This window comes from Myceligenerans indicum (genome assembly GCF_016742955.1).
Lineage (GTDB): Bacteria > Actinomycetota > Actinomycetes > Actinomycetales > Cellulomonadaceae > Myceligenerans > Myceligenerans indicum.
Genome location: NZ_JABBYC010000004.1, coordinates 141777 through 164803, shown reverse-complemented (window position 1 = coordinate 164803; position 23027 = coordinate 141777). Strand labels below are relative to the sequence as shown.

Sequence of the window (23027 nt, the reverse complement as noted above, 5' to 3'; positions counted from 1 at the left end):
TTGGCTCCACCCTGGCGGCCGCCGCCCGCCGCATCGTCTTCCCCCGTGCGGTCCGCCGCCGCCGCCGGCCCATCACGCCGTGACCGCCCGAGGAGCGCACGATCGAAGGCTCACCGGCGCCGCCGGCATGCCAACGTCGGGGACGTCGTCGTCCCGTTCTCGAAGGAGATCCGCCATGACCGATGTCGCCACGCCCCAGAGCCCCGCCGTCAGCCAGGAGCTGCGGGAGGTCATCCGGGCCCACACCGCCTGGCAGGAGGAGAACCGCCGTACGCATCCCGAGGTCCTCGAGGCGCTCCACGCCGGCGGGCACTTCGGGATGCGGGTGCCCACCCGCCACGGCGGCAGCGAGCTGAGCTACGGCGACGCCCTGGAGCGGGTCACCGCCCTGTCCCGGGTCGACGGAGCCACCGGCTGGGTCGTGGCGGTCTCGGCCATCACCTCCTGGATGGTCTCCACGCTGCCGGACGACGTGCAGGACGAGGTGTTCGCCCAGGGCCCGGTCCAGACGTGCGGGACCCTCAGCCCCGGCGGACAGGTCACGGAGGACGGTGACGACTACCTGCTCGACGGCCGGTGGCAGTTCATCAGCGGGGCGCCGAGCAGTGCGTGGCAGATGGTCATCGCCGTGGCGGGAACCCCGCAGGGCCCCCTGCCCGTGCTGGGTGCGGTGCCGATCGGCGACCTCGAACTCGTGGACGACTGGGACACCTCCGGGCTGCGGGGCAGCGGCAGCTTCACCACCCTCGCCCGCGGTGTCCGCGTCCCCCGGCGGAACTTCGTCCCCCTGCCGGCCATGCTCGCCGAGCAGTACGCCTCCGAGGCCAACGCCGCCACCCCGGTCTTCACCACTCCCCTCGTCCCGACCGCCGCCGCCCTGTCGGTGGGGGTCGCCGTCGGGCTGGCCGAGGCAGGGCTGGCCGCGTTCCTGGACCGCCTGCCGGGCCGCAAGATCACCTACACCGCCTACGACGACCAGGCCGAGGCACCGGTCACGCACCTGGCTCTGGGCGAGAGCGCGATGCTCGTCGACGAGAGCCGCTACCAGGCCCGGCGCCTCGCCGGCATGCTCGACGACGGCGGCTCCTGGGACGCCGGCGCCCGCGTCGTCGCGCGGGCCTGCCTGGGACGGGCCTGCGAGCTGGCGCACCACGGCGCCGACCTGCTCAACGCCAACAGCGGCGGCTCGTCGATCTACGCGGGGGTCCCGATCCAGCGCATCGCCCGGGACCTGCACGCCATGCGTATGCACGCCCTGATCCATCCGGCGACGAACCGGGAGCTGCACGGCCGCGTCCTGGCAGGTCTCGCGCCGCACACGCAGTATCTCTGAGGCCACCTCCCGCCAGGCTGAAAATACCCGTACACCAGGCCGGACAGGCCTTCTGGTTGCTATCGTCCCCGGCAGACGACCACCGCGACCCGCCGGCCACCGAGCACCGATCGCACCAGGCCGGAGCTTGGAGGAGCAATGCCCGGTGACCAGCTGTTCGACACCATCCGCGTCGAGCGGAGCCGCGTCAACAACCTGCGCGACGTCAGCGTGGAGATCCGCAAGCGCGCCATCACCGTCATCACCGGCGTGTCCGGATCCGGAAAGTCCTCGCTGGCGTTCGGCACGATCACGGCCGAGTCGCAGCGGCTCATGAACGACACCTACCCGGCGCACGTGCAGTCCGCGCTACCGCGGTACGCGCAACCGGACGTCGACGGGATCCACGGGCTCACCGCGTCGATGGTCGTGGACCAGAACCCGGTGCCCGCCGACAGCAGGTCGACCGTCGCGAGCGCCACCGACGTCTACGGCCTGCTCCGTCTCCTGTTCGCACGTACCTGCACGCCTCCCCTGGACGACCCTCGCGCGCTCTCCTACTCCGACCCGCGCGGCCGCTGCGAGCACTGCGAGGGCCAGGGCGAGGCCGTCGACATCGACGAGACCAAGCTGCTCGACGAGACGCGGTCCCTCAACGGAGGCGCCATCACGTTCCCGGCCTTCTCCGTGGGGTCGGCCAACTGGAACTTCTTCGCCAGCTCCGGCTTCTTCGACAACGACCTGCCCGTGGAGCGGTACACCGCCTCGAAGCGGGAGCTCCTGCTGCGCGGCGAGCGGAAGCGGATCGCCGTGCAGAACGGCTCCCGCACCGGGACGTTCACCTACGAGGGGCTGGTCCCCAAGTTCCGGCGGCTCTTCGTCGACAAGAAGCGCCGCGGCGTCCCCGCGGAGACGCAGGCCGCCCTGGACGCGATCATGACGCGCACCACCTGCCGCGAGTGCGGCGGCAGCCGGCTCAGTGCCCAGGCGCGGTCCTACACCGTGGCGGGGCGCACCATCGTCGACTGCATGACGGGGACGGTCGACGAGCTCGCCGCCTTCCTCACGGACGTCGAGGCCACCGAGAAGGGCCGGCGTGTCCGCCCCCTGGTCTCCGCCCTGCGGGGGCGGCTGGAGAACATCTCCCTCCTGGGCCTGACCTACATCGGTCTGGACCGCCGGACCCAGACCCTCTCGGGCGGCGAGTCCCAGCGGCTGAAGCTGGTGCGGCACCTGAGCTCCTCGCTCAGCGACCTCACCTACGTCTTCGACGAACCCACCAGCGGCCTCCACGCCCACGACGTCACGCGGCTGCTGGAGCTCTTCCGGTCGCTGCGCGACCGGGGCAACACCGTGCTGGTCGTCGAGCACGACCGCGCCGTCATCGAGGCGGCCGACGACGTCATCGACCTCGGCCCGGGCGCCGGCGACGCCGGGGGCAGGGTCGTCTACCAGGGATCCCTGGACGGCCTCCGGGACGCGGGGACGGCGACCGCCGACTACCTGGCCACCGGGCTGACCGTGGCGGAGCCCACGGAGACCGACACCCGCACCGTTGCCTTCACCGGCGCGCACAACGTCCCCGAGGGGGACGTCGAGCTGCCCGTCACGGGCCTGACCGTGGTGACCGGCGTCGCCGGAAGCGGCAAGTCGACCCTGGTGATGGACTGCCTGGCGCCGCACCTGAGCAAGCCGGTGATCGTGGACCAGAGCGTCCCGCGCGGGCACCGCCGTTCCAGCGTCGCCACCTATCTGGGCGTCGCGGAGGACATCCGGAAGTACTTCGCGCAGGCCACCGGCTCCAGCCCGGCCCTGTTCAGCGCGAACTCCCGGGGTGCCTGCCCCGAGTGCGAGGGGCTCGGCGCGATCTTCCTCGACCTGGCCCACCTGGATCCGGTCAGCTACACCTGCCCGGCGTGCGAGGGGCACCGGTTCGCGCCCCAGGTGCTGGAGAAGCGGGTCGACGGGCGCAACATCAGCGACGTCCTGCAGTCCTCGGTCGCCGCGGCGCAGGACCTCTTCGGCCCGGGCCGGATCCGCAAGCGCCTGACCACGCTGGCGGAGGTCGGCCTGGACTACCTCACGCTGGGGCAGCCGGTCGTCAGCCTCTCCGGGGGCGAACGGCAGCGGCTCAAGGTCGCGATGCGGACGGCCACCGGCGCGAGGACCTACATCCTGGACGAGCCGACCACCGGCCTGCACGGCACGGACGTCCCGCGCGTGCTCGCCGCCCTGCGCCACCTCGTGGACCAGGGGAACAACGTGATCGTGATCGAGCACGACCTGAGCGTCGCGCTGCAGGCCGACTGGGTGATCGACGTCGGCCCGGACGCCGGGGTCGGCGGCGGGCAGATCCTCTTCGCCGGTCCGCCGTCACTCCTGCTGGACCGCGACACCCATACCGCACGCCACCTGCGTCTCGCGCTGAAGGAGAAGTCCTCGTGACCGTCGACCCCGTCATCTCCACCCGGCCGGCATCCCCGTACGTGGGCTGGCGCAGGACGATCGGTGTCGAGGAGTTCCCGCTCGTCGCCGACAAGATCCCCACCACGCTGGAATGGCTGGCCGGGCAGGGGATCGCGGTCACCGGCACGCCGTTCTTCCGCTATCACGTCGTCAGCGCCCCCGACCGGCTCGACGTCTCCTGCTGCGTCCCGGTCGCCGGCCCGCCCCCGGTGGAGCCCGGCATGGTCGCGGACGTGCTCCCGGCCGGCCGGTACGCGGCCATCCGCCACGTGGGGCATCCCGACGAGCTGGTTCGGCTCACGGAGGACCTGATCGCGTGGGGGACCCGGACCGGCAGGGCCTGGGACGTCTCGCCCGACGGCTCCCGTGATGTCTGGGCCGGCCGGGTCGAGACCTATCTGTCGCCTCCCCACCTGCCCTTCGACCAGTGGGAGGCGGAGGTCGCCATCCGGCTCGCCGACTGAGAGGAACCACCGTGAGGATCCTGTTCATCGCTCCACCGGCACTGCGCTCGCACCTGTATCTCCAGGTACCGCTCGTCTGGGCTCTCCGAGGGGAGGGCCACGAGGTCGCCGTGGCGGTCCATCCCGACCTGGCCGACGCCCGGGCCGACGTCGGGCTCGCCGGGCCCACGGTCGGCATCGACATGCTCGAGACGCTGGGCCGGATCGACGCGAACGAGCCCGCGCACACCCGGACCGACGGCCCGGCCCCGCACCAGCGCGACTACGCGGCCGCCGACCCCGGTGCCGAGCTCGAGTACCTGAACACCCACTTCCTCTCCCAGCTCTGCGAGCCGCGGCTGCTCGCGGACCTGGTCGACTTCGGCCGCGCCTGGCGCCCCGACCTCATCGTGTGGGACCAGCTCTGCTACGCCGGGGGCGCTCTGGCGTCGATCCTGGGTGTCCCGCACGTCCGGCTGCTGTTCGGCACCGACGGGATCGGCCAGCTCGTCCAGGCGGCCGGCACCGGCTACGACCCGGTCCACGCCTGGCTCGACCCGCTCATCGAACGGCACGGCGGCCGGCCCGCCGCGGACCGCGCCACCGGCATGCTGGGCATCGACACGATGCCGCCGTGGACGTGGCGGCCCGAGGGCGACTACCTGCGCATGCGGCACCTGGCCTACAACGGCCCGAGCACCTGGACGCCGGAGCTGTTCCGGCAGCGGGAGCGCCCCCTCGTCCTGATCACGCTCGGCCTGTCGCACGAGCAGGCGGGGGTGGCGCACGCGTCGTCGACGGCGCTGCTCGACGGCGTCGCGGACCTCGACGCCGACGTCGTCGCCACGGTGGCCGACGACGGCCGCACCGCCGTCCCGGCGAACGTGACCCTGACGCGGTTCGTCCCGCTGGGCGCGGCGCTGCCGCACTGTGCCGCGCTCGTGCACCAGGGCGGCAGCGGCACGTTCGCCGCCGCCTACGAGGCAGGCACCCCGCAGCTCGTCGTCCCGAGCACCTACTGGAGCGACCGCTGGTTCGGGCCTGTCACCCAGACCCGCGGCCTCGTCGACGAGGGCGCCGGGGAGTTCGTGGCCGACTCCGACCACCTCGACGCCGACCGGCTGCACCAGGCGCTGCAACGGGTGCTGAAGGACACCGGCTACGCGGACAACGCGGCACGGCTGCGCGCGGACTACCAGGCCGTCCCGTCCCCCAACGCCACCGCGGCACGGCTGACCGAGATCGTCCGCGGGTGACGCCGCCCGGACCCGAGTGATCCCGCCGCCCCGCCCCGAGGCCCCGCGGGGCGGGGCGGCGGGAGGGACGGCGGGACCGGGCGTCCGGGCCGGCGACGCGACGGGACGGGACGGGACGGCCCGCGAGGGCGGCCGTCCGGTCCCGCCGGCGGAATCAGACGAAGGGGCGGGAGCTCAGGGCGTCCTCGATCTCCGCGTACTCGCGGAACAAGGTGCTGACCAGCTTCCAGTCGCCCTTGTTCCCGGCCTGGAGCGACTCCCCCATCAGACGGCCCTGGGTGAACTTCTGCTCCGCGAGCTCGCGGGCCCCGCCCTCGCGGAAGAACTGGGCGTAGTCCAGGCACCGGCGTGCCTGGGACGGCAGCAGGAAGATCGTCATGAACGACTGGCTCCGCGGTGTCAGCCGGTCCGCCTCCAGGTCATCGGCGTAGTCCTGGATCACCTCGGCGCCGTTGGGCGTGGACGTGCGGATCTCCTCGAACCAGTTCATCGCCCCCTCGAAGACCTCGCCGCCGGTGACGGACCGGCCGGTCCGGGCCTGCGTCCACAGGTGGAACGGCGGACCGGGGCACGGCAGGTCCTCGCCGCGCCATCCGTCGAGGAAGTGCTCCACGGAGACGGTCGCGAACGGGTAGCCCATCGGGTCGTGGACCCGGACAACGTCGCCGTCTACCGCGTACGCGACCAGGTAGTGGTCGGCACCCGTCGCGTGCTGGTGATAGGGGAAGTAGCGCAGCGCCCCCATGTCCATGGGCCCCACCAGGACGGGTCCGTGCTCCAGGCCGCGCCGGAGCACGTCGAGCGGTTCGGCCGCGTTCTCCCTCTCCACCTGGTGGCCCAGCAGCGAGAAGGCCTTGTCCAGCCGACTCGGGTCCGGCACGAGCGACAGGTACAGCTTCTCGCACTCCGGCTCGCTGAGCCGGTGCGCGCCCAGCAGCGCGATCCCGCTGAGCACCTCCAGCCGGCCGGACGACGCCTCGATGCCGTGTGCCGACAGGAACATCGAGGCGGCGTCGGCGTAGCAGTAGTTGATGAAGCCGTTGTAGGCCATGATGCCCGGGTTGGACATGGTTCTCCTCCTTCGCGCCGAGATGCTTGGAGCGTAGGTGTGGCCGTACCGCCGGCGGGAGGGCCGGGCACCCATGCCGCACGTTTCGACAACGCGGCGACGCGGCAGGCACCGGCAGCGCACCGGGGAAGAAGAGATCTCGCCGCCGTCCTCCGAGACTGGCGGTTGTGACCACCCATGACGTGTCCGGGGCCGACCCCGCCGTGACGGACCCCATCGTGACCGACGGCATCGTGACCGACGGCATCATGACCGACGGCATCGTGACCGACGGCATCGAGGCGGCCGTCGGCGAGTCCTGGGCCGAGGTGCTCGACATCGCACCCGGGACCCCGGGAACGTTCCTCTCGCTCGGCGGGCACTCGATCGCCGCCAACCGGCTCCGGACGCGCCTGGCCCGCCTCGGCCTGACGGTCACCCTCACCGACCTGTTCGACGACCCCAGCCTCGACGACCTCCTGCACACGCTCAGAGCGCGCGCCGACGCCGCCACCGACGACCCGGACGAGGGCAGCCGATGACCACCTTTCCCTTCACCTTCGAGCAGAACTTCCTGCGCGGCCAGCACGAGACCGACGGGAGCACCGCCGGATTCGGACAGCGCCCGATCTCCAGCGGCGCGCTGCGCGTACGCGGCCCGCTCGACCCGTCCCGCCTCGACGCCGCGATCCAGGACGCCGTCGGCCTCCATCCCCAGGCACGCGCGGCGGTCCGTCCCGAGGGACAGGAGATCCGCGCGTCGGCCACGGTCCGGGTCGAGGAGCTCGGGCTCGTCGCGGACGCCGACACGGTGCACGACGACACGATGCCCGACGACACGATGCCCGACGACGCGGCGGACGGCCGCGACCGCGCGGCCGAGGAGTTCGTCGCCGCCTGCGAGTCGCACCCCTTCTCCGAGCGGGACTTCCCGCCCCTGCGCGCCTACCTGGGCCGGTTCGACGACGACGACGCCGTGCTGGTGCTGGTCGGCTTCCTGCCTCTGATCGACGTGTGGTCGATCGAGCTGCTGCTGCGCGACATCACCCGCCTGTACGCGGGCGAGACCGTCGCCCCGCCCCCCTCGTACGCCGACTACGCGGCGCAGCAGAGCACGGCCTCGACCGGTTCCACCTGGGCGGACCGGCTCGCCGGAGCCGAGGCCCACGTCCTGGAGTCCGACCATCCGGCGGCCGAGCACCCCAGCGGGACGACACGCGTGGACCGGTTCCCGGTCGACGCCACGATCTCCGGCGGGATCCAGCGGCTCGCCGAGGAGAGCAGGTCGTCCGCCTACATGGTCCTGCTGGCCGCCCACGCGGTGGAGCTCGCGCGCACGACCGGCCGCCGCCGGGGGCTGGTCTGGATGCTGACCGCCGGACCGGGGCGGCGCGACGACAAGTGGACCGACACGGTCGGCTACTTCGCGAACATGTGCCCGCTCCCGGTCGGCCTCGACGGCTGCGACACCTTCCGCGACGCGGTCTCGGCGGTCCGGGCGGCGGCGCTGGAGTCCCTGACCCACGAGATCCCCTTCGTGGAGCTGCTGACGATCGCCGGCCCGCAGCTCGCGAAGCTCGAGCGCCCGGGGATGGTGGTGCCGGGGTTCGCGATGTTCCAGAGCCCGGCCGGCGCCCAGCTGGCCGAGGCGGGAGAGGTCCGCTTCGACGCCGTCCACCGGGTCCGCTCCCAGGACGCCGGGCCGGGCATCCCGGACGACGCCATCCTGTGGACCATCGAGCGCGGCTCCGACGGCACCGTCTACTACGCCCTCAGCTCGAGCGCGGACCGCTGGGAGGCGCCCTCCGTCCGTGCCATGGCCGAGGGGTTCGCCCGTTCCCTCAGCGCCCTGGTCACGGCACCCGATCAGCCCATCGACCTGTGATCGTTCCGGGAGGACACCATGCGCACCACCGTGAGATCCGACTACACCATGGTCGAGGGCCTGACCGACGAGGAGTACGGCCAGTGGCTCGACGCCTGGCAGGGCGCGTTCGGGTCGCCGCCCAGCGGTGACCCGGGGCTGGTCAGCTACTTCCGGGGCACGCATCCCCCGGAGCGCTGCCTGCTGATCAGCGACGATCGCGGGCCCGTGGCCACGAACACCTCGATGAACCGCGACTTCGTGCTTCCCGGCGGGGCCACCGTCCCGCTCGCGGGCTGCACCGGCGGCTCGTGCCACCAGACGCTGCGGCGCACGGGCCTGATGCGGGCGACCCTGGACCGCCTGCACGACCGGGCGGTGGAGGAGGACGTGCCGCTGGCGGCGGGAGGCGTCTCCGAGTGGCCCATCTACCGGCGGTTCGGCTACGGCCCCGCGACCTGGTACGACAGCGTTGAGATCGACATCCACCGCACCGGGTTCCGCGACGACGCGCCGGGCGACGCGGGCAGCCTCACGCGGCTGTCCGGACCGGAGGCCCGGGCCACGGCGATGTCCGTCTACGCGCAGGCGGCGTCGAGCACACCCGGCGAGGTCATTCCTCCCGACGCGGCGTGGGACCGGCTCCTGCTCGACCCGGAGGACGCCGGGCCCGAGTCGATGATGGCGCTCGGCATGCCGGGCGGCCCCCTGCACTGCGTGGGGATCGAGGGCCGCGCCTTCCTGTCCTACCGGCTGCTCCAGGACTGGACGGACCAGCAGGCGCCGCGCTACACGGCGCTCGTGGTCGACCTCGCCGCCACCGACACCGAGGCGGAGGCCTCGGTGTGGCGCTACCTGTTCTCCCTCGACATGGTCGCCGAGGTCCACGCGTGGCGGCTGCCGCAGGACAGCCCGCTGCGCTGGTGGGTCAAGGACGCGCGGTGGATCCGGACCGTGCCGAAGGACGGGCTCTGGCTGCGGCCGCTGGACGTGCCGCGCCTGCTCGAGGCACGCCTCTGGCAGGGCTCGCACCCGGGGATGTCGATCAAGATCCACGACCCGCAGGGCTACACCACGGGCACCTACCGGATGGAGGTCGTCGACGGGAAGGCCCGGTGCGACCGGACGCCGGGGGCGGAACCCGACCTCGTGATGGAGGTGGGCACCCTCGGGTCGATCTACCTCGGCGGCACGAGCGCCACCGGATGGGCCCGCGCCGGAGCGATCCGCTGCGCGACCCCTGAACTGGCCGTCCAGTGGGACATGCTCGCGACCCCGCCGCGTGCCCCCTTCATCAGCTACTGGTTCTGAGATGGGGGCCCGCATGCTCCGGGCGGTCGGCCCGGCCGCCGACGACCCGGTCCAGGCCGCGGCCGCCCTGGCCCGGACCGCTACCGGCGACTACGTCCTCATCGAGGGGCCGGACGGGATCCGGTTCGCCGAGGAGCCGGTCGCCACCGTCACCGCCACCCGTGAGGGCATCACCCTCACCGCGGCGCCGTCCCTGCTGCCCCAGGGGCAGCGCCACTGGGAAGGGTTCGATCTGGCCCGGCTCCCCGAGGTGTTCGGGACGGTGCCCGTCGACGGGCCCAACTGGTACGGCTGGTGCGGGTTCGCGGCCGCCCTGCCCTCGTCCGCGCGGGACGGCGAGACGCTGGTGCACGCCGCGACCCATCGCCGCGAGATCCATCTGACCACGGACAGCACGACCTTCCTGGGGCTCGGCCCCGATGATCTGGTCGCCGCCACGGAGAGGTTCAAGCAGACCGAGCCGGAGGAGCCCACCGGGACTGCCGCACCGGTGGACGTGCTCGGCGGCCGGGGTGCCTACGAGGCGACGGTCAAGCAGGCGCTGACCCGCATCTCAGGCACCGCGCTGCGCAAGGTCATCGTGTCCCGCAGGGTCGACCTGCCGTTCCGCGCCGACGTCCCGCGGACCTATCTGGCCGGCCGGCGCGTCAACACCCCGGCCCGCTCCTTCTGCCTGCGGACCGGGGAGCTGGAGGCGGCGGGGTTCCCCCCGGAGACCGTGGTGGAGGTGGACAGCGACGGAACGGTGCGCATCATGCCCCTGGCCGGAACCCGTGCGCTGACCGGTGACGCGGAACGGGACGAGGCCCTGCGCCGGGAGCTGCTCACCGACCCGAAGGAGGTCTACGAGCACGCCGTCTCCGTGCAGTCGGCACTCGACGACCTGTCGGCCGTGTGCCCGCCCGGGGACGTGGAGGTGCGTGAGTTCATGGCGGTCAAGCGCCGCGGGTCCGTGCAGCACCTCGGGTCGGTGGTGCGCGGACGGCTCGCCGCCGGCAGGACGCCGTGGGACGCCTTCAAGAGCGCCTTCCCCGCGGTGACGGCGAGCGGGATCCCGCGAGATCTCTCGCTCCGGACGATCGTCGAGCTCGAGGCGTCCTCCCGTGACCTGTACTCCGGCGCCGTCTTCGCGCAGCGGGAGGACGGCGGCCTCGACGCCGCCCTGGTCCTGCGCTCGGTGTACTCGGCGGGTGGCGGCTCCTGGATCCGCGCGGGCGCCGGCATCGTCCCCCAGTCCGATCCGCGCCGCGAGTTCGTCGAGACCTGCGAGAAGCTCGCGTCCGTGTCCACGTCCGTCGTGCCTGCGTGAAGGGTCCGCCATGCTGAACCTGGACATCGTGAAGTGGCCCGACGACGTCGCGGGTGCGTACCGCGCGGCGGGGCTGTGGCGCGGCGGCAACCTCGCCGACGCCGTCGACGACCACGCGGCCACGCGACCCGACGCCGTCGCGGTACGCGGTCCTGACACCGACCTGACCCATGTCGACCTGACCTACGGCGACCTGGTCGACCACGCCCGCACGACCGGCGCGAACCTGGTTGCCGCAGGCCTCCGGGCGGGTGACCGGGTGCTGGTCCAGGTGGCGAACACCTGGAGGTTCGTCCCGCTGCTCCTGGCCTGCCTGCGCCGCGGCGTCGTCCCGGTCATGTGCCTGACCGGGCACCGAGAACGTGAGCTGACGCACCTGGCCGACCTGACGCGGGCGCGCGCGATCCTGGTCACCGCCGACGTCCGCGGCGTCGACCACCTGGCCCTGGCGCGACGTGTCGTGGCGGGGTCCTGCCTGGAACAGGCGCTCGACATCGACGACGTCGTGCCCCGGGCCGGGTCCTCCGCCAGAGCGGTGACGGAGGGCGGTGCCGGACACGGTCCCGGTGGGGAGGACCCCGCGGTCCTCCTGCTGTCGGGCGGCACCGGCGGCCTGCCCAAGGCCATCTGCCGCACCCACGACGACTACGGGTACAACGCCCGCACGGCGGCCGGCGTCTGCGGGGTGTCCCGGTCCACCGTCTACCTGGCGGTCCTGCCGCTGGGCCACAACTTCCCGCTGGCCTGCCCCGGGATCCTGGGGGTCCTGGGCGCCGGGGGCACCGTCGTCGTCTCCCCCTCCCCGCGGCCGGAGGTGTGCTTTGAGCTGGTCCGGCGGTACGGGGTGACGATGACGGCGCTCGTCCCGACGGTCGCTCAGCGCTGGCTGGACCACGTGGGGCAGGATCCCGCGTCCCGCGGCGACCTGGACTCGCTCCGGCTGCTGCAGGTGGGCGGGTCGCGGCTGGCCGACAGCGTCGCGCGCCGCATCGGGCCCGAGCTCGGCTGCGCCCTGCAGCAGGTGTTCGGCATGGCGGAGGGGCTGATCAACATGACGCGCCTCGACGACCCGGACGACGTCGTGACCCGTACCCAGGGCCGCCCGATGAGCGGCCACGACGAGCTCCGGATCCTCGACGAGGACGGCGCGGCCGTCGCCGACGGCGCCCCCGGCCTCCTGCTCACCCGGGGCCCCTACACGCCCCGGGGCTACGTGAACGCCGCCGCGTACAACCGCGAGGCGTTCACGCCCGACGGCTGGTTCCGCACCGGGGACGTCGTCCGGCGCCGGCGCGACGGGAACCTCGTGGTCGAGGGCCGGGACAAGGACATCATCAACCGGGGCGGCGAGAAGATCTCCGCGGAGGACGTGGAGGATCTCGCCTACCGGTGCCCCGCGGTGCTGCACGCCGCCGCCGTCGCCGTCCCGGACGCGTCGCTCGGGGAGCGCGTCTGCCTCGCCGTCGTGCCCCGCGAGGGCAGGACTGTGACACTGGAGGACATCCACACCGAGATGCGCGCGGCAGGCGCCGCACGCACCAAGTATCCGGACAAACTCCACGTGGTCGATGCCTTTCCCCTGACCGGGGTGGGCAAGATCGACAAGAAGGCGCTGCGCCTTCGGTTCGCTCCCACGCGTGAAGAAGAGAGGTCGACACCATGAGCCACCCCCTGCCCGGCAACCTGGCGGCACCCGCGGTACGCGCCCTCACGGGCGAGGGCATCGCCACTCTCGAGGACGTGGCCGAGCGCGGCCTGGACGCGATCGGGGACCTCCACGGGGTCGGCCCCAACGCGATCTCGACGCTGCGCACGGCGCTGAGCGACGCCGGCCTGTCGTCCTGAGCGGTCCCCCGGGCAGGGGCACCTCGTCACAGGACCACGCACCCGGTGGTGAGGACCGCCAGCATGGTGCGCATCTGGACCGAGACGGTGTAGCTCCCCATGGTGAGCATCTGCGCCTGCGCGGGGGTGACCCACATGTAGCCGGCCGGCAGCGGTCGTCCCATCACCTCGTCCGGTACCCGCGCGATCGTGTACCGGGAGGTCGCGCCCAGGAACCTGCCCCCCTCCTCGGAGTGCAGGGTGCTGTAGACGATCTCGGCCTGCGACGACAGGGCGAGCTCCTGCAGCTCCTGGGACAGCGGCGAGTCCCGGCCGACGTGGGTCACGGAGGGGTAGGCCTCGAAGCCCGCCCGCGACCCCGCCTCGTGCCGCGCCTGGATGAGCAGGTGCGGCTCACCCTGGTGCTCCGCGACGAGGAGGATCTCCTCCCGGGTCGAGGTGTACTCGACCAGAGGCTGCGACCAGCCCACCACCTCCCGGTTGCCGCCGGAGACCTGCACCCCGACCACCCGGAAGTCGGCCGACGTGCGGATGACGCCCCGGTCGCCGCGGTACGGCACCTGGTCCAGGCCCACGAGCCGGGCCTCGGCCAGGTCCGTGGCGCGCAGACTGGTCAGCCACGACTGCACCTCCGCGTCGGTGTGCCGGGACGGCCCCACCGGGAGGGTGGGCAGGTGGGCGAGCACGCACCGGCTGTCCATGTTCAGCACGTGGTCCTGCCACATGCAGTCACGCAGCTCGGTCCGGGTCAGCCACCGGTGGCTCTCGGACTCCGGGACGTCCTGGTCGACGGACACCAGCATGTTCCGGTTGTGCTTGTGGAAGAACACCGCGCTGTGCTCCCCCTGCAGGGAGTCGGCCAGCACCTGGCCGCTGGGAGCGGGAAGGAACCAGTCCAGGTAGGCGGTCGCCCCTCCCCCGTGGGCCCGGTCGTAGTTGCTGCGCGTCGCCTGCACCGTCGGCGAGACCTGGACCTGGCCGGGGTTGCCCGGTTCGATCTTGGCCTGCATCAGGTAGTGCATCACCCCGCCGATGCGCCGGGTGATGATGCCCAGCACGCCGACGTCGCGCTGCAGGAGGATCGGGCCGCCGTCGATCACCTGCCGGCTGTCCACGTCGATCGTCTCCAGGCCCCGTACCGAGAAGAAGCGGCCGGTCTGGTGCACGAGGTTGCCCAGGTCGTCGAAGTGCCAGCCCGGCATCCCGTCGAGCAGGGTGCGCCGGATCTGCAGGCCGTGATCGGCGCGGTACTGCGCCAGCCAGGTCAGGACGCTCGCCGGGGCCTGCCGGCCCCGAGCGGCGACCGGTGAGCCTGCGACACTCACGATGCCGCCAGCTGCGGCGCCTTCCGCAGGTCACGGGCGAAGCTCCGCAGGTCCGCCGCGAGGGCCTGCGGGCACTCGAGCGCCGGGAAGTGGCCCCCGTGCTCGTGGTCGCGCCACTGCACGATGTTGCCGAGGTACCGGGAGGCGAGCGCCGGGATGGGCAGCATGATGTCGTGCGGGAACACGGACACCGCGGCTCGCGCCGGGTGCGGGCCCGGGACGTTCCCGCTGGTCAGCTCACGCATCGCGGGGGCGCCCTCGTAGTAGAAGTTGGCGGACGTCGCGGCGGTGTTCGTGAACCAGTACACCGACGCCACCGTGAGGATGTCGTCCCACGAGAGCGCCCCGCTCTCGATCGATGCGGGATCGGTCCACTCCAGGTACCGCTCCAGCAGCCAGGCCAGCAGGCCCACGGGCGAGTCGGACAGGCCGTAGGACAGGGTCAGCGGCCGGGTGGCCATCACCTGCATGTAGGCGCTGCGCCGGGTGCTGAACTCCTCGAGCGCGGCCAGCCTCTCCCGGTCGAGACGGTCGAACCCGCCCAGGTCCTCGTCCGCGGTCGGGAACGTCATCAGCATCGTCAGGTGGATCCCCAGCACGCGCTCCGGCGCGATCATCGCGAGCACCTGCGTGATCGGCGACCCGGCGTCGCCGCCGTGCGCCACGTACTGCTCGTAGCCGAGCCGGCTCATGAGCTCCGACCATGCCGTGGCGATCTTCGGCACGTCCCAGCCGCCGCTGTCACCCGTCGTCGAGAAGCCGAAGCCGGGCAGGCTGGGAACGACGACGTGGAAGGCGTCGCCCGGGTCGCCGCCGTGGGCGGCCGGATCGGTCAGGTGGGGGACGAGCCGTTCGAACTCGGCCACCGACCCGGGCCAGCCGTGGGTGAGCAGCAGCGGCGTGGCATCCGGATGCGGTGACCGCACGTGCTGGAAGTGGATCTGAGCGCCCTGGATCTCCTCCACGTGGTTGGGCAGCGCGTTCAGCCGCCGCTCGGTGGCCCGCCAGTCGTAGTCCTCCGCCCAGTAGCGGGCCATGTCCCGCAGGAGCGTGAGGTCCACGCCCCTGCCCGGGGCCACGTGGGCCCCCTCCCGCGGCCAGCGGGTGGCGCGGATCCGGTCGCGCAGGCCGGTCAGGTCTTCCTCGGGCACGGTGATCTCGTACGGCTTCATGGGTGCCTCCGTGTGGTGTGGTCCGGACGGGTCAGGCGATGACAGCGAGCGCGTCACGCACCGCGGCGATCGTGCGGTCCTGGTCATCGCGGGTGAGCGTCGCGTACATGGGCAGGGAGAAGACCTCGTCGGCCAGCCGCTCGGTCACGGGCAGGTCGCCGGCGCGGTAGCCGAGCTTGCCGAAACCACGCATGGTGTGGATCGGCCACGGATAGCTCACGTTCAGGCGTATCCCCTGGTCGGCCAGAAGCTTCAGCAGGTGGTCCCGCCGCGGGTGCCGCGCCACGAACAGGTAGTAGACGTGCTCGTTGCCGGGCCCGACCGCGGGCAGGGTCAGGCCCGTGTCGCCGAGCCCCTCGTGGTACCGCTGGGCGATCCGGCGCCGCGCCGCGATGTCCTCGTCCAGCCGGCGCAGCTTCACCCTCAGGATCTCCGCCTGGACCTCGTCGAGCCGGGCGTTGTGCCCGGGCGTCTTCTCGACGTAGTACCGCTCCTCCATGCCGTAGTAGCGCAGCCGGCGCAGCGTCCGCTCCGTCCCGACGTCCTGCGTCGTCACGGCACCACCGTCGCCGTAGGCTCCCAGCACCTTGGTGGGATAGAAGGAGAAGGCCGCCGCCTCCCCCGTCGCACCGGCCCGGCCGGCCGGCCCCGTGGCCCCGTGCGCCTGGGCGCAGTCCTCCACCACCGGCAGCGTCCCGGTCACCTGGCGCAGCCGCGAGACGTCGACGCACTGCCCGTACAGATGAACCGGCAGCACGCACCTGGTGCGCGGCGTGATGAGGTCCTCCACCGTGTCGACGTCCATGAGGTAGGTGTCCTCACGGACGTCGGCGAAGACCGGGACCGCGCCGATCTCGTCGATGGCCACGGCCGTCGGGGCGGCCGTGTTGGACACGGTGATGACCTCGTCACCGGGCCGCACCCCCACCGCCTGCAGGGCGAGCTTGATGGCGTTCGTCCCGTTGTCCACCCCGACGCAGTGCCCGACGCCGTGGTACGCGGCGAACTCCTCCTCGAAGCCGCGGACCGCGTCCCCGAGGACCAGCCGCCCCGACGAGAACACGCGGTCCACCGCCGCCAGGATCTCGTCGCGGTCACGCTCGTACTCGGCGAGATACCCCCACACGCCGATGGTCCTGCTCGCGCTGTCGCCCGGTGTACTCATGCCCGTGCTCCCTTCTCGGCGTAGGGCAGGAACAGCCTCCGCGTGGCCTCGTCCCGGAAGCGCAGGCCCCGCGTGTCCCGTGCGGACATCGCCGTGGGCGGCGACGGCCACGGCAACCCCAGATCCGGGTCGAGCGGGTCGACGGCGACCTCGCGTTCCGGGACGTACGGGTTGGAGAGCAGATAACAGATCACGGTGTCGTCGGCGAGCGCCATGTACGCGTGCCCGACACCGGGCGGGAAGTAGATCCCGGTGGTGCCGTCACCGACCAGCTCGACCGTCTCGTACCTGCCGAAGGCGGGGGAGCCCGGCCGCAGGTCCACCAGGACGTCGAGCGCCTCACCGCCCATGCAGAACACGATCTTCTCCGAACCCGCCGCGCCGCTGGTGAAGTGCAGCCCGCGCAGCACGCCGGCCCGCGAGCGCCCGTGGAACAGCTGCTCGATCCGGAACATCGGCCGGCCCGCCGCCGCCTCGAAGGCCTGGGTGTCCAGCAGCTGCGTGCTGGACCCGCGCGAGTCGGGGTCGGGGGTCGCCCGCAGGATCAGCGCGCCCGGGATGGAGGTCTCCTGCGCGATCATGCGTGGCACCCGCACGCCCGCTCGTCGGCCGTGTCGCAGGCCCCGTCATAGGAGTCGTGCGGACGCAGCCAGCCCATCGGGTCCTCCGGGTCCGTCTCCTGACGGCCCAGCGGAGTGATGTCCAGGTAGTTGTACGTGCCGTTGAGGATGTCGCTCCCGCGACGGAACGTGGAGTAGGCGTACAGGACCCGGCCCTCGTCGCGCAGGAACGCGCTGATTCCGGGCGCCTCCGGCTCCCCGCCGTCGTCGAGCACCTGATGCAGGTCGTCGTAGAAGTCGGAGTCCGCGCACGAGTACCAGGGGAGGGACCACCCCATGGCGTCCCGGTAGGCCAGACCGTCGGCCAGGTCCTCCGGGCTGACGACGACGATCTCGGTGTCCCTCGCCCGGAAGTGGGCCAGGTGCCCGATGTTGTCCACCCAGAAGGAGCAGATCGGGCACCACTCGGTCGGCGAGAACTTCGCCATGAAGTGGTACACGATCAGCTGCCGCCGACCGGCGAAGAGGTCCTCCAGGCCGACCGGGCCCTCGGGGCCCCGCAGCGTGTACGTCTTGGAGACCTCCGTCATCGGCAGTTCCCTGCGCCGGGCGCTCAGCCGGTCACGCGCCCGGGTGAACTCCTTCTCCTCGTCGAGGAACGCCCGCCGCGCCGTCCACCAGGTCTCGCGGTCCACCGTCGGGATCACGGCGCCACCTCCTCCAGCTCGACGCCGGCCCCGGACACGGCCGTGGCCAGCTCACCGCCGCGCAGCAGGTCACGCACGGCCTCCACGTCACCGCTCATGACCCGGTCCCGGTCGATGAAGGGGCTGCGCTCGCGGATCGCCTCGTAGGCGGCGCGGCCGGCGGTGCCGAGGCGTTCGCGGGTTCCGCCGAGGTCCACCGCCTGGGCCGCGGAGATCGCCTCGACGGCGAGGATGTAGTCGGTGTTGTCCATGATCCGGCGGCAGTTGCGGGCCGCGATGAGCCCCATGCTGACCACGTCCTGGTTGTCGCCGTTGCTGGGCACGCTCTGGGTGCTCGCGGTGCCGATCGTGCGGTTCTCGGCCACCAGTGCGGTGGCCGCGTACTGGGTTCCGGCCAGGCCGCTGTTCAGTCCTGGGTCGCCCGCGACGAGGAATTCCGGCAGGCCGCTGAGGTTGCGGTTGAGGAGCCGGTTGGTCCGCCGCTCCGACAGCACGCCCAGCTGGGTCAGCGACAGCCCGGTGAAGTCCATGGCGAAGGCGACCGGCTGGCCGTGGAAGTTGGCGCCGTGGAAGATCTCCTCGTCGTCGAAGACCAGAGGGTTGTCGTTGGCCGAGTTCAGCTCGATGCCCAGCGTGCGGTAGGCGTTGGCCAGGGTGTCGCGGACCGCGCCCACGACCTGTGGGACCGCCCGCAGGCTGTAGGCCTTCTGGAGGTAGACGCCGGTGCGGCTGACGCTGCCGCCGGAGAAGTCGCGCGAGTCGGCCGCCTCTCGGCGCAGCGACTCGTGGGACACGGCGGCCCCGCTGCCGTGCAGCAGGTTCCGCATCGTCCTGGCGGACGCGATCTGGCCGGGGGGGGGGCGGGCGATCTCGTGCCCGGGGGCCTCGAACGCCCCGGTCGACCCCTCCAGGGCCTCGATCGCCAGGGCGGCGATGATCTCGGCGTGCCAGACCTGAGTCCGTGCCCGGTGGAGCAGGATCGAGCCGACGCCGGTCATCGCCGAGGTGCCGTTGATGAGGGCGAGGCCTTCCTTGTAGCGCAGGTCGAAGTCGGGGTCGATGCCGCGCTCGACGAGGACCTCGCGGGTGGGGCGGACCCGGCCGTCGTCCAGCACGTGCCCCTCGCCGATCAGCGCGCTGGCCACGTGCGACAAGGGTGCGAGATCGCCGCTCGCGCCGAGGGAACCGAACTCGGGGATCGCCGGGGTGACGTGCCGTTCGAGGTAGGTCACCAGGCGCTCCAGGACCGCGGGCCGGACCGCGGAATGCCCCTTGGCCAGGGCGTTCGCCCGGGCGAGCATGATCGCTCGCGCCTCCGGCTCGGAGAAGTGGGGGCCGCAGCCGGCGGTGTGGCTGCGCACCAGGTTGTGCTGGAGGTTGCGCTCCTGGGCCGGGTCCACGTGCATGTAGATCATCTCGCCGTAGCCGGTGGTGACGCCGTACACCGGCTCCCCCGACGCGATCCGGTCCTCGAACTCCCGGCGCCGGCGCTCGAGCACCTCGGTGACCTCTGCGGGGACACGGCATGCGACGTCCTCGTGCGCGACCCTGCTGACCTCCTCCGGTGTGAGGGAGTGACCGTCCAGGCGGACCTCGGGTGTCGCGGTGACTGCCGGGGAGGCGAGAGCGTCCCGGCCTTGCAGTAGTGACATCGTGTCAACCTTTCCTCCGCGGCTACGCGGCAACGTGTCCCGTCGGACGAACTGGATCGGAGGTAGCCCGGTGCCGAGGCGTGCACGGCACCGGGCGCGAAGGTCCGCCGCCGTGGGTGACCCGGCGTCGTGGACCACGAAGGCGAGCAGGCGGGTGACGAGACCGGAGTCGTCCCTGACGGGAAGGACGCAGGCCGCCCTGACCCCGGGGGCCTCCTCGATGACGGCCTCGATGCCGCCAAGCTCGGTGCGTCGGCCGGCCGCCTTGACCTGGTCGTCGGCCCGTCCGGCGAAGTACAGGTCGCCGCCGGCCCGGCGGACCAGGTCGCCGGTGTGGACCAGGCCGTCGTCGGAGGTCCACGGCGCGCCGGTCAGGTCGGTTCCCGCGAACGGCGTCGCGATCGCGAGCTGGACGGCGTCGGGCCGGCCGTCGGGCCGGTCGTCGGGCCGGTCGTCGGGCCCAGCGCCGGACACGGCGCCGGAACCGGCGCCGCTGTCAGGCGCGAGCCGGAGCCGGCGCCCGGGAATGGCGGTGCCGATGGGCACCTCGCCGTCGTGCCCGTCGGGAACCCGGTACCAGGTGGCCAGGATGGTCTCCGACGGGCCGTACAGGTTGTACAGCTCCGCGCCCGGGGCGGCGCGGCGGATGCGCGGGACGAGCGCCGGCGGGATCCTCTCGCCGGCCAGGACCACCGTGCCGAGTCCGGTGAGCTCGCCGTCGCCCGCGGCGCGCACGAGCTGGCGCAGGTAGGAGGGAACGGTCTGGAACCAGGTGATCGACCGGTCGGACAGCCAGCCCAGCAGCGCCTCGGGATCCCCCCGGGTACCGGGATCGGGGATGTGCGCCGTGGCACCCGACAGCAGCGCCACCAGCAGTTCGACGACCGCGGCGTCATAGCCCGGTGCTGCCCACTGCGCGACCCGGTCGCCCGGACCGACACGCATCTCGCCGATCATCCAGCGCGCGAGCTGCGCCAGCGCGTGATGGCTGTGCACGATCGTCTTGGGTGCGCCGCTCGTGCCAGAGGTGAAGCACAACGAGGCCGGGGCGGCAAGGTCCCCGGCGGCCGGGCGAGCGTCCCCGGCGCGGGGCGCCGCGGCGTCGTCGGCTCCCAGCACGAGAGCGGCCGGTACCGGAGGGACCGCACCGTCCCCGCGGTGCGGACCACGGGGGCTGCCGGCGACGACGGTGACGGCCGGACCCACCCGCGCCAGCTCCGCACGGAGCGCCGTGCCGGGCTCACCCGGGCCCAGCGCCGCGACCATCGCCCCCGCCCGCCAGCTCCCCAGGGTGAGGGCGACGTGGTCGGCCCCGTTGTCGAGCTGGCTCACCACGCACGGGTTCGCCCCCGCCTGCGCCACCGGGGACCGCAGCGCGGCGGCCCGGGCGAGCGCGGCCTCGTGCAGCTCACGGTAGGTGTGCGAGCCCTGGGCGTCGGTGACCGCGACGGCGCCGGGACGTTCCCTGGCCACGGCCGTGAACGCTGACCAGAGGTCGAGGTGGGAGCAGGCCGGCACGTCGGGGCCGCACCCCGCTCGTGCGGTGTGACCTGTCGCAAGGACCGAGTGCATGGCGTTCCTCCTCCCTGGGGATGCGTGGAGGCCGACACCGGTGGGTGCTGCCTCCGCTCGACATCCTTCAGGTACAGGTCCGCCGTCCTCTTCTCCTTGCTTGCCGACGCCCCGGGAAGCGCATGACGAGAACACCTCCGCCCAGCCTCCCCTGACCCCACCGCAAACGCGCAGGTCAGAGGCGCTCGACGGAGTCGCAGGGCGCGTCCGGCCCTTGGAGGGCATAGCCGAAAGTGCGCCCATGAGGACGTTCCGGCGACGCGCGCGGTCGCTCTAGCTTCGTGGCCTCAGGACGCCTCGACTCCAGCCGAGTCACACCGGACGACGGAGGACTTCAATGCTGACCGATCAGGCACTCGCACTCACTCCGAACACCCCGTTCCTGACCAGGATCGACGACCTGGACATCGGGGAGCGCCACCTCAGCCCGGCCCAGCCCAGCCATGTGGTCGAGGCGGTCGAACGAGCCAAGGCACTGATGCACGACCGGTTCGCGGACGCCCTCACCGTGGACGACATGGCGGAGGCCGCCCTGTTCAGCAAGTACCACTTCACCCGCCTGTTCCGGGACGTCACCGGTGTCTCGCCCGGACGCTACCTCGCCGCCGTGCGCATGGCACACGCCAAGCACCTGCTGCGCACGACGGACATGAAGGTCGTGGACATCACCGTCGGCATCGGCTACTCCAGCGTCGGGACGTTCAGCTCGCGGTTCCGCCTCCACGTGGGGATCTCCCCGACGCAGTACCGGACCCAGGCACGTGGCGAGCAGCCGGCTCCCCTGCTCGAGGCCGCATGAGACCGGACGGCCGGGCCGCGGGGTCCGGCGCGGCGTCCGGGACCCGTCCCGGGCCGGAGGAGGAGCACGCCGGCTTCGTCCGGCGGCTCTTCGCCCAGCAGGAGGGGCACTGGCCCACGGATCCACGAGCCCTGGAGGAGCTGGCGGCCTCCCGCATCGGCGCGACCGCGGCCGCCTACGTGGCCGGATCGGCCGGTGCCGGGGCCACGGAGGCCGCCAACCGGGCGGCGCTCGACCGGTGGCGCCTCGTGCCCCGGATCCTGACCGGTTCGACCGTCCGGTCCCTGGCCGTCGACCTCCTCGGCACCCGGATGCCGGCGCCCGTGCTGGCCGCCCCCGTCGGCGTGCAGGGCATCGTGCACCCCGACGGGGAGCGAGCGACGGCACGGGCCTGCGCCGAGCTCGGCGTACCCATGGTGACCTCCACCATGAGCTCGACGCCGATCGAGGAGGTGGCGGCCGCCTCCGGGGACGGCCCGCGGTGGTTCCAGCTCTACTGGCCCAACAGCGACGAGATCGCCCGCAGCTTCCTCTCGCGCGCACGGGCCACGGGGCACACGGTCCTGGTGGTGACCGTGGACACCATGTCGCTCGGCTGGCGCCCGCCGATCCTGGACCAGTCCTTCCTCCCGATGCTCGACGGCGTCGGCACCGCCATGTTCACCTCGGACCCGGTCTTCCGGGCCGGGCTCTCCGCCACCCCCGAGGAGGACCCGCGGCAGGCGGTGGAGGCGTGGGACCGGGAGCTCGGCACGGCGGGGAGGACCTGGGACGACCTGGCGCGGCTGCGCGAGTGGTGGTCCGGCCCCCTTCTGGTGAAGGGTGTGCTGCATCCCGAGGACGCGCGGCGCGTGGTGGACACCGGCCTCGACGGGATCATCGTGTCCAACCACGGCGGACGGCAGGTCGACGGCTCCGTGGCGGCGCTCGACGCCCTGGTGTCGGTCTCGCGCGAGATCGGCGACGACGTCCCGCTGCTGTTCGACTCCGGGATCCGCAACGGCGCGGACGTGATCAAGGCTCTGGCGCTCGGCGCCCGGGCCGTACTGGTCGGACGCCCGTACGTGCACGGGCTGGGAGTGGGCGGCGCGGCCGGCGTCCGCCACGTCCTCGAGGCACTCCTGGCGGACCTCGACGTCACCCTGGGGCTGCTGGGCCTCCACGACGTCGGCCAGGTGGGACCCGATCTGGTGGTCCCGGCGCCGTGAGGTCGCGCGGCCG

General features: G+C 72.7%; 19 protein-coding genes. 12 read left to right on the top strand and 7 right to left on the bottom strand.

The window, feature by feature from the left end:
• The first annotated feature begins 175 nt into the window (after window positions 1-175).
• The 4 genes from HGK34_RS04885 (at window position 176) to HGK34_RS04870 (ending at window position 5477) form a co-directional block, all read left to right on the top strand.
• The gene (locus tag HGK34_RS04885; RefSeq protein ID WP_201845453.1) at window positions 176-1333 is read left to right on the top strand and encodes an acyl-CoA dehydrogenase family protein; all 1158 of its coding nucleotides are present in this window, start codon (window positions 176-178) and stop codon (window positions 1331-1333) included.
• A 138-nt stretch (window positions 1334-1471) separates the two neighbouring features.
• A complete protein-coding gene (locus tag HGK34_RS04880) occupies window positions 1472-3757 on the top strand; it encodes an ATP-binding cassette domain-containing protein (RefSeq protein ID WP_201845452.1) in 2286 nt (761 codons plus the stop codon).
• Window positions 3754-4242, top strand: coding sequence for a GyrI-like domain-containing protein (locus tag HGK34_RS04875; protein WP_201845451.1), 489 nt, complete (start codon window positions 3754-3756; stop codon window positions 4240-4242). Before HGK34_RS04880 ends, HGK34_RS04875 begins: the two co-directional genes overlap by 4 nt.
• An 11-nt stretch (window positions 4243-4253) precedes the next feature.
• On the top strand, window positions 4254-5477 hold the full coding sequence (locus tag HGK34_RS04870; RefSeq protein ID WP_201845450.1) for a nucleotide disphospho-sugar-binding domain-containing protein: 1224 nt from the start codon (window positions 4254-4256) through the stop codon (window positions 5475-5477).
• A 154-nt stretch (window positions 5478-5631) separates the two neighbouring features.
• On the opposite strand, the gene HGK34_RS04865 is transcribed toward HGK34_RS04870, so the two are convergent.
• Window positions 5632-6546, bottom strand: coding sequence for a YobF C-terminal domain-containing protein (locus HGK34_RS04865; RefSeq protein ID WP_201845449.1), 915 nt, complete (start codon window positions 6544-6546; stop codon window positions 5632-5634).
• 167 nt (window positions 6547-6713) lie between these two features.
• On the opposite strand from HGK34_RS04865, the gene HGK34_RS04860 reads away from it, so the two are divergent.
• Genes HGK34_RS04860 through HGK34_RS04835 form a run of 6 tightly spaced genes read left to right on the top strand, consistent with a single transcriptional unit; the run spans window position 6714 to window position 12854 of the window.
• Window positions 6714-7067: a phosphopantetheine-binding protein gene (locus tag HGK34_RS04860; RefSeq protein ID WP_201845448.1), complete on the top strand. Its 354-nt coding sequence runs from the start codon at window positions 6714-6716 to the stop codon at window positions 7065-7067.
• Window positions 7064-8410 (top strand): condensation domain-containing protein, encoded by a 1347-nt coding sequence (locus tag HGK34_RS04855; RefSeq protein ID WP_201845447.1) that lies wholly within the window; start codon window positions 7064-7066, stop codon window positions 8408-8410. Before HGK34_RS04860 ends, HGK34_RS04855 begins: the two co-directional genes overlap by 4 nt.
• Window positions 8411-8428: 18 nt before the next feature.
• The gene (locus HGK34_RS04850) at window positions 8429-9700 is read left to right on the top strand and encodes a GNAT family N-acetyltransferase (protein WP_201845446.1); all 1272 of its coding nucleotides are present in this window, start codon (window positions 8429-8431) and stop codon (window positions 9698-9700) included.
• Between the two features lie 13 nt (window positions 9701-9713).
• Window positions 9714-11009 carry a salicylate synthase gene (locus HGK34_RS04845; RefSeq protein ID WP_201845445.1) on the top strand — a complete coding sequence of 432 codons (1296 nt, stop codon included), beginning with the start codon at window positions 9714-9716 and terminating at the stop codon, window positions 11007-11009.
• Window positions 11010-11019: 10 nt separating this feature from the next.
• A complete protein-coding gene (locus HGK34_RS04840; protein ID WP_201845444.1) occupies window positions 11020-12672 on the top strand; it encodes a (2,3-dihydroxybenzoyl)adenylate synthase in 1653 nt (550 codons plus the stop codon).
• Window positions 12669-12854 (top strand): helix-hairpin-helix domain-containing protein, encoded by a 186-nt coding sequence (locus tag HGK34_RS04835; protein ID WP_201845443.1) that lies wholly within the window; start codon window positions 12669-12671, stop codon window positions 12852-12854. The genes HGK34_RS04840 and HGK34_RS04835 overlap by 4 nt, the downstream gene beginning before the upstream one ends.
• 26 nt (window positions 12855-12880) lie before the next feature.
• Here HGK34_RS04835 and HGK34_RS04830 read toward each other — a convergent pair whose 3' ends face one another.
• From HGK34_RS04830 to cmdF, 6 genes are read right to left on the bottom strand one after another with little or no spacing between them, the layout of a single operon-like run.
• On the bottom strand, window positions 12881-14179 hold the full coding sequence (locus HGK34_RS04830) for an NDP-hexose 2,3-dehydratase family protein (RefSeq protein ID WP_201845442.1): 1299 nt from the start codon (window positions 14177-14179) through the stop codon (window positions 12881-12883).
• The gene (locus tag HGK34_RS04825) at window positions 14176-15351 is read right to left on the bottom strand and encodes an epoxide hydrolase family protein (RefSeq protein WP_201845441.1); all 1176 of its coding nucleotides are present in this window, start codon (window positions 15349-15351) and stop codon (window positions 14176-14178) included. The genes HGK34_RS04830 and HGK34_RS04825 overlap by 4 nt, the downstream gene beginning before the upstream one ends.
• A gap of 31 nt (window positions 15352-15382) precedes the next feature.
• Window positions 15383-16516, bottom strand: coding sequence for a DegT/DnrJ/EryC1/StrS family aminotransferase (locus tag HGK34_RS04820; RefSeq protein WP_201845440.1), 1134 nt, complete (start codon window positions 16514-16516; stop codon window positions 15383-15385).
• A complete protein-coding gene (locus HGK34_RS04815; RefSeq protein ID WP_201845439.1) occupies window positions 16513-17097 on the bottom strand; it encodes a dTDP-4-dehydrorhamnose 3,5-epimerase family protein in 585 nt (194 codons plus the stop codon). Before HGK34_RS04815 ends, HGK34_RS04820 begins: the two co-directional genes overlap by 4 nt.
• Window positions 17094-17783: a DUF899 domain-containing protein gene (locus HGK34_RS04810; protein WP_201845438.1), complete on the bottom strand. Its 690-nt coding sequence runs from the start codon at window positions 17781-17783 to the stop codon at window positions 17094-17096. Before HGK34_RS04810 ends, HGK34_RS04815 begins: the two co-directional genes overlap by 4 nt.
• Window positions 17780-21007 carry a tyrosine 2,3-aminomutase gene (gene cmdF, locus HGK34_RS04805; RefSeq protein WP_201845437.1) on the bottom strand — a complete coding sequence of 1076 codons (3228 nt, stop codon included), beginning with the start codon at window positions 21005-21007 and terminating at the stop codon, window positions 17780-17782. The genes HGK34_RS04810 and cmdF overlap by 4 nt, the downstream gene beginning before the upstream one ends.
• A 337-nt stretch (window positions 21008-21344) precedes the next feature.
• On the opposite strand from cmdF, the gene HGK34_RS04800 reads away from it, so the two are divergent.
• Both HGK34_RS04800 and HGK34_RS04795 read left to right on the top strand, forming a co-directional pair.
• On the top strand, window positions 21345-21806 hold the full coding sequence (locus HGK34_RS04800) for a helix-turn-helix domain-containing protein (protein ID WP_201845436.1): 462 nt from the start codon (window positions 21345-21347) through the stop codon (window positions 21804-21806).
• Window positions 21803-23014: an alpha-hydroxy-acid oxidizing protein gene (locus HGK34_RS04795; protein WP_201845435.1), complete on the top strand. Its 1212-nt coding sequence runs from the start codon at window positions 21803-21805 to the stop codon at window positions 23012-23014. Before HGK34_RS04800 ends, HGK34_RS04795 begins: the two co-directional genes overlap by 4 nt.
• Window positions 23015-23027 lie beyond the last annotated feature (13 nt).